Genomic DNA, 7446 nt, shown 5'->3' on the forward strand with positions numbered 1-7446 from the left:
GGTTCAGGTAAGAAGCAGGATCCGGCGCAGGGAAACCGGCCGTCCGACTCCTATGATGGGATGAACAAGTGCCGAACGAAGGCTCGTGGAGCGTCATATCCACCCCCAAGTCGAACCGTATTATCCTCGCCGTTGATTTCCCCGCGGCCGGGCGCCGCGAGGCAGGTTTCGGGGATCTCGCGGCCAAGGTGGGGCCGGCCTGGTCCGACTACGGATTCCTGCAGACCACACCGCCTTCCGTGCGGCTGTCCGAGCGTCCTTCCGGCGACTTCTACACCGAGCACTGGATCCGGGGCGGCGAGTGGGAGAAGTACGAGGTGGTGGCCGTGCTCGGCTACTGCGTCGGCAGCGTCTACGCGGCGGAGCTCGCCCAGCGGCTGACCCGGTGGCAGAGCACCGAGCCCAAGGTCATTCTCTTCGACCCGCAGCTCACCGACAGCCAGCTGCTCGCCATGGAAATGCACAAGATGATCGGCATGGCCGGCCCGCTCTTCTCCGACGAGGAAGCCGAGCGGGCCAGGCAGAGTGCCACCGCGATCATCGAGACCCACGCGGGCGGCCTGGTGGACGCCGCCATCGAGATCGTCGGGCTCTACCGGGAGATGGCGACGATCGCCTTCAAGCGGCTCGGTCTCGCCGACTCCCGCCGGGACGAAGTGGTCCTGCTCTTCGAGTCGTACATGACCTGGCTCTCGGCCGCCGCACAGGTCGACCCGAGCACGGTGTGGCGGCGCTCCACCGCGATCACCTCGACCGACTGGGCCGCCATGGAGAGCCGCGGCGACACCACGGTCCTCAACGCCAGCAAGGTGATCGGCCGGAAGTTCCCGGTCGACATCGACCACGCCGACCTGATGCGCACGGATTCCGCCGTTCAGATACTCCTTGACGAAGGCGAATTCTGAGCGACATGAATGCGGAAAGCGGCACGCCCGTCGGGTCATTGAAACCAGCCACGGCTTCCCTGTCGGTCACCAACAAGGAAAAAGCCTTGTGGCTGCTGGAGAAGCTCGTTCCGGACACGGGTATCAACAACGTCGGGCTTGCTCTCCAGGTGAGCGGCCGGCTGCGCCCGGACGCGCTGAAAGCGGCCATGGCCATCATGCTCGGCCGGCACGAGGTCCTTCGGACGGTTTTCCGCGCCGACGGTACGGCGGACCTGGTCAAGGAGACCGTTCCGGCCGGTGAGTTCAAGGTGGACATCGAGCCGCTCGACCTGTCCGGCGGGCCGTTGCAGGAGCGGCTGACCGCATTCGTCGACCGCCCTTTCCGGCTCGACGGCCGGCCGCTGGTCAGGGCCGGGTTCGCCACGCACCCGGACGGTGACGTCCTGTGCGTGGGAGTGCACCACCTGGCGTTCGACATGGTCTCCATAGCCGTGTTCATGCGCGAGTTCATCCCGGTCTACGAGGCGCTGGCCACCGGCCGTCCGATACCGGCCGAGGCGGCGACGCGGGCCCCGCTCGTCACCGGGCCCGAACCGCAGCCGGCCGATCTCGCCTACTGGCGCGAGACCCTGAGCGGACTCACACCGGGCGGACTCGACCTGTGGTGCGGCGTGCCGCGTGGCCGGCAGCCCGTGATGACGGGCGAGAACGCGGGCCGCACCCTCTCCCCGGAGGCACAGCACGCCGTGCTGCACCTGCAGCGCGTGGCCAGAGCACCCGTCGCCGCCGTGCTGCTGGCCGCCTACAGCGCCCTGCTCGCCTCGCACGGTGCCGGACCCGACATCGTCATCGGCTCACCGGTCGACGTCCGCGGGACCAACACGTCCGCCATCGGCTACCACGTGAACGTCGTCCCGCTGCGCATCCGCGTGGACTTCACCGAAGGCTTCCGCGCCCTGGCCCGCAAGGCCCGGGACGCCTTCCTCGGCGCGATGGGACACGCGGGCGTCTCCGTCGACGACCTGAACGGCGAACTCCCCGGCTTCGGCTCGTCCTGGCAGACCGCGCTCTTCAGGCACATGTTCAACTTCCTGCCCGACACCTCCCCGGGCGAGCTGTCGATCGACGGAATGCCCGCCCGGCTGCTGACGATCGAGAACCCCTACAGCAAGTCCGACCTGGAGCTCGTCGGTACGCCGTCCAAGGCCGACGTCTGGTTCCGCTACTCCCGCGAGATCCTGGCCCGCGCCGACGTCGAGGCGATGCTGCGCCGGTTCGAAGCCCTGCTGATCGCGGCCGCCCAGGACGCCGACCGGCCGATCGGGGAGACAGCGGGCTGGAGCGACCTCGACCGCGAGGTCACCGACCGGGCCAACGAGACCGCGAGCCCGGCCGCACCCGAAACGGTGCCGGCGGCCTTCCGGTCGTGGGCGACGGCGTCACCCGAGGCTCCGGCCGTCGTCGACGGCGAACGCACCCTCACCTACCAGCAGGCGCACCGGGCCGCGCTCGAGATCCGGGACCTGCTGGCAACCGAGGCCGGTGTCCGCCCGGGCGACGTCGTGGCGGTGGCCGCGTCCCCGGGCGAGGCCGCCGTGGCCGCGCTCGGCATATGGCTCGCCGGCGCGGTCCACCTCCCCGTCGACGCGGGCCACGACGCCTCCTGGACGGCACGGCAGCTGACCCACTCCGGGGCGAAGGCGGTACTGACCGGGACCGGCGTCCGGTTATCCGCCGATGACCAGCCCCTTCCCGTCCTGTCCATGGACACCGCCCGGCCGGCCGCATCCGCCGAGCCGGGCCCGGCCGGCGAACCGGCCGACCCGCGATCCCCCGCCTGCCTGTTCTACGCGTCCGCGCCGGACGGAGAACCGGTCGCCACCACCCTGAGCCACGCGGGCATCGCCAACCTGGTCGCCCACGTCGCCACCGAACTGTCCGCCACGCCGGGCACGGGCACCCTGACACTCGCCGGCCTCACGTCGTACGAGTCGCTGGTCGACCTCTTCCTGCCGCTGACCTCGGGCGGGCGGCTCGTCGTCGCCCCCGACGAGGCCCGCGGCGACGGACCCGCACTGCGCGACCTGATCGACCGTCACGACGTCGGCATCGTGCGGATCCCGGCGGGCACCCCGGCCCGCATCCTTCAGGACGCGGCCGACCGGCTGCCGGGCCTGCGCGTCCTCGTCCGGGGCGAGGAGGTCTCCCGCGCGACCGCGGACCGGCTCCTCACGGCCGGATGCCGGCTGTACGGCGTCCACGGCGCCGCCGAGACCGGCGGCTGGGCCCTGTCCGCGCGGATCGACGACCCGGACGACCTGACCTCGGGACGCCCCCTCACGAACACCCGGGCCTTCATCACCGCCCCCGACGGCCGGGAACTGCCCATCGGACTGCGCGGCGAGCTGTGCCTGGCCGGAACCGGGCTCGCACCGGCGGGCCCCGACGACGCCCGGTTCTCGCACAACGAGCGCTACGGGCGCCACTACCGCACCGGAGAACTGGCCCGCCGCCGGCCCGACGGAACGATCGAACGGCTCGGCCACGGCAGCCGGCAGATCGTCACCGCCGACGGCCCGGTCGACCCGAGCGGGATCGAGGCGGTCCTGCTCGACCATCCCGCCGTACGCGCGGCCGTGGCCCTGGCCGTGACCTCGCCCGGCGAAGACCGCACCGTCGTCGCCTTCGCCGAGGTGACCGACACCGCCGAGCCGGCCGACGGCCCACTGCTGCGGGCGCACGCACGAGAACACCTGGCCCCACCCGCCGTCCCCCGGCAGGTCGTCCGTCTGACCGCGCTGCCCAGGAACGCCGACGGCCGGCCCGACCTCGACGCGCTCGCACGCCTCGCCGCGAAATCCCTCGAAGCGGGTCCCGACGAACACGACCCCGCCGCGGACGACAAACTCGTCCAGGAACTCGTCGAATTGTGGCGGCAGCTCCTCAATACCGAGGTGACGGCCCAGACGAGTTTCTTCGAAGCAGGCGGCCATTCACTGCTCGCCGCGGTACTGGCGCAAAAAATCGAGGAACTGACCGGGGTGTCCCTCGAACTCTCCGAAGTCTTCGAACACCCGACACCCGCCGCTCTCGCTGCGCGGGTGCGCGCGTAAACAACCCACGAAACCGCAGGGAATACATGATGAGTACTGATTTTGGTGAGCACCGTCTCGCCATTGTCGGGGCCGGCGTGATGGGTACGAACATCACGACGCTCGCCCTCGGCCACGGGGTCCCCGTCGTCCTGGTGGACGTCAGCGAGGCCGTACTGGAGCAGGCACGCGCCACCATCAAGCAGAAGCTGCGCCACGCCCAGCTCATGGGCGTCCTGCCGGCGGACCGCCCGCAGGGCGAGCTGACCACGAGCGTGTCCCTGGACGACATCGCGGACGCCACCACCGTCATCGAGGCGGTCACGGAGGTCGCCGAGGTCAAGGAGAAGGTCCTGACCGCGGCCTCGGCGATCGTCCGCCCGGGCACCACCCTCATCTCCAACACCTCGTGCATCCCGATCGACGAGATGGCCGCCTGGGTCGCACGCCCCGAGGAACTCGTCGGCGTGCACTTCATGAACCCCTCCTACCTGATCAAGATGGTCGAGGTCATCCGCGGCCCGCGCACCGACGCCGGCATCGTGGAAGCCGTCACCGGACTGCTGACCGTCCTCGGCCGCGAGTCGCTCGTCATCAACGACTCGACCGGCTTCGTGATCAACCGGCTGCTGCACCCGCTGATCAACACCGCGGCCATGCTCGTCCAGGAGGGCGTCGCCTCCGCCGAAGTCGTCGACGGCCTCCTCGAAGGCTGCCTCGGACACTCGACCGGGCCGCTGCGCACCGGCGACCTCATCGGCCTGGACAACCTGGTCGACTCGCTCAACGTGCTCTACGAGCGCCGCGGCGACGAAAGCTGCCGCCCCTGTGACCTGCTGCTCGCGAAGGTGCGGGACGGCCACCTCGGCCGGAAGTCCGGACGAGGGTTCTACGACTACGGAAAGGTCGCCTCATGACTGCCGAACTCTCTTCCCTCACGGCTGAGAGCATCCAGAAGGAACTCCTCGGATTCCTCAGCGAGCGCATCAAGACCGATGTGGAGCTGGACCAGGACCTCTTCAGCTCCGGCCTGGTCTCCTCCATGTTCGCGATGCAGCTGGTCGTCCACCTCGAAGAGGCCTACGACATCGCCATCGTCGGCCCGGACCTCAAGTTCGACAACTTCCGCACCGTCGAGTCCATGACCAGCCTCGTGCAGCGGCTGCGGGACGCGTCGGGTCCGGCCGAAGATGCCTGAGCGGCTCGCCGACGAGCACGCCTTCGTGGGCGAGCTTGTCGGCAACCGTCCGGACGCCTGGGACCGCTCGGGCGAACTGCCCATCGACCTGCTGCACAAGCTCGGCGCCCGCGGCCTGCTGTGCGCGGAGGTCCCGGCGTCCTACGGCGGCCTCGGCGCGAGCAGCCGGGACAACGGCGAGTTCACCGCCTACGTGGGCAGCCTGTGCAGTTCCCTGCGGTCCATCATGACCTCGCAGGGCATCGTCGCCCACACCGTCCGGCGCTTCGGCGACCGCACCCAACGACGCCAGTTCCTCGGAGAACTGACGAACGGGAAGCTCGCCGGGGTCGGATTCAGCGAGCCGGCCGCCGGCAGCGACCTGTCGGCCATGCGGACCCGGATCGAACCCGACGGCGACACCTTCGTCGTCAACGGGGAGAAGAAGTGGCTGACCGGCAGCCGGTACGCCGACTTCCTGCTGATCCTCGGACTGAACGGCGACGGCGCCGCCGCCGCTCTCATCCCCACGGACACACCGGGCCTGGACATCGAGCTGGTGGCCGACCCGATGGGCTGCCGGGCCGCCGGACACGCCAACGTCCGCATGGACGACGTACGCATCCCTGCGGCCAACGTCCTGGGCGGCGGCGGCCAGTCCCTGCCGATGCTGTTCACCACCGCGCTCTCCTACGGGCGCATGTCGATCGCGTGGGGCTGCGTCGGGATCATCCGCGCCTGCCTGAACGCCGCGGGCGCGCACGCCAAGACCCGCGAGCAGGCAGGCGTGCCGCTCTCCGAGCACCAGCTCGTGCGCAGGCACCTCGCCGAACTCCTGATCGCCGAACAGTCCTCGACCCGGGTCTGCGAGCACGCCAGCCAGGCCTGGGACTCCGCCTCGCCGGACATGGCCGTCCAGGCGGTCCTGGCCAAGCACGTCAGCGCCGGCCATGCCGCGCGCGGCGCCGCCACCGCCGTACAACTGCTGGGATCGGCGGGCGCCCAGGACGGGCACGTCGTCGCCCGGGCCTACCGGGACGCGAAACTCATGGAACTCATCGAGGGCAGCAACGAGATCTGCCAGCTGATCCTGGCAGAGCACGTCCTGTCCATTTCAGGATGACAGCACACCCTTAAACAACACCCTTAATCAAAAGTGGTGCCGGGGAGGACCCTGTGGCTGAGAAGCCCACCATAGTCAAGTGCCTGGTCTGGGACCTGGACAATACCGTCTGGGACGGCACGCTGCTGGAAGACTCTGAGGTCAAGCTGTTCCCGGGAATCCGTGAAGTGATCGTCGAGCTGGATTCCCGGGGCATTCTGCACTCGGTCGCCAGCAAGAACGATCACGACATGGCCTGGCAGCAGCTCGAGAAACTCGGCCTCGCCGAGTACTTCGTCCACCCGCAGATCAGCTGGGGACGCAAATCCGACGCGGTCAAGGAGATCGCCGAGCGGCTGAACTTCGCGCAGTCCACCATCGCCTTCATCGACGACCTGCCCACCGAGCGCGCCGAGGTGACCTTCCACTCGCCCGAGGTCCGCTGCTACGCCGCCGACCAGGCGACCTCGCTGACCGAACTCCCCGAGTTCAGCCCGGAGATCGTCACCGTCGACGCCCGGCGGCGCCGCGAGATGTACCAGGCAGGGTTCCGCCGGGAGGCCGAGAAGGAGTCCTTCAGCGGGCCCGACGAGGACTTCCTGCGCACCCTCGACCTGGTCATGGCGATCAAGCGGGCCGACGAGGAAGACCTGTCCCGGGTCGAGGAACTGACCCTGCGGACCAGCCAGATGAACGCCACCGGGGTGCACTACTCCGACGAGGCGCTGCGCGGTCTGCTGGCCGACCCCGACCACGAGGTCCTCACCGTCACCCTGACGGACCGCTTCGGCCCGCACGGCGCGGTGGGCGTCCTCCTGCTCAGGTACCACGAGAACGTGTGGAACCTGAAGCTGCTCGCGACCTCGTGCCGCGTGGTGACCTTCGGAGCCGGTGCGGTCATCCTCAACTGGCTGATCGACCAGGCCGCCAAGGCCGGCGTGGACCTGGCCGCGGACTTCCGGCCGACCGACCGCAACCGCATGATGGACATCGCCTACCGCTTCGCGGGCTTCACCAACGACTCGGCCGACAGCCTGGCCGAGCTCGACCCGCCCGCCGGCGAGGGAGTCCAGCGCCTGTACCTGGCCCCGACGCCGAAGAACGCGCCCACCACGATGCAGCTCAGCGCGCCCGAACTGGCCGCCGACCTCAGCCGCCGCACGGGCGGCGCGGCACGCGGTTGAGGCG

At 69.8% G+C, this 7446-nt stretch carries 6 protein-coding genes; all 6 read left to right on the forward strand.

The window, feature by feature from the left end; all coding sequences use genetic code 11:
- Window positions 1-68 precede the first annotated feature (68 nt).
- Complete coding sequence (locus AVL59_RS10125) at window positions 69-905, forward strand: hypothetical protein (RefSeq protein WP_159399885.1); 837 nt, start codon at window positions 69-71, stop codon at window positions 903-905.
- Window positions 906-991: 86 nt separating this feature from the next.
- Window positions 992-4000, forward strand: coding sequence for a condensation domain-containing protein (locus AVL59_RS10130; protein ID WP_067301788.1), 3009 nt, complete (start codon window positions 992-994; stop codon window positions 3998-4000).
- 29 nt (window positions 4001-4029) lie between these two features.
- On the forward strand, window positions 4030-4896 hold the full coding sequence (locus tag AVL59_RS10135) for a 3-hydroxyacyl-CoA dehydrogenase family protein (protein WP_067301790.1): 867 nt from the start codon (window positions 4030-4032) through the stop codon (window positions 4894-4896).
- On the forward strand, window positions 4893-5177 hold the full coding sequence (locus tag AVL59_RS10140) for an acyl carrier protein (protein WP_067301793.1): 285 nt from the start codon (window positions 4893-4895) through the stop codon (window positions 5175-5177). Before AVL59_RS10135 ends, AVL59_RS10140 begins: the two co-directional genes overlap by 4 nt.
- Window positions 5170-6279: an acyl-CoA dehydrogenase family protein gene (locus tag AVL59_RS10145; protein WP_067301795.1), complete on the forward strand. Its 1110-nt coding sequence runs from the start codon at window positions 5170-5172 to the stop codon at window positions 6277-6279. Before AVL59_RS10140 ends, AVL59_RS10145 begins: the two co-directional genes overlap by 8 nt.
- A gap of 53 nt (window positions 6280-6332) precedes the next feature.
- Window positions 6333-7442 (forward strand): HAD-IIIC family phosphatase, encoded by a 1110-nt coding sequence (locus AVL59_RS10150; protein ID WP_067301797.1) that lies wholly within the window; start codon window positions 6333-6335, stop codon window positions 7440-7442.
- Window positions 7443-7446 lie beyond the last annotated feature (4 nt).

Source organism: Streptomyces griseochromogenes (assembly GCF_001542625.1).
GTDB classification, from domain to species: Bacteria; Actinomycetota; Actinomycetes; order Streptomycetales; family Streptomycetaceae; genus Streptomyces; species Streptomyces griseochromogenes.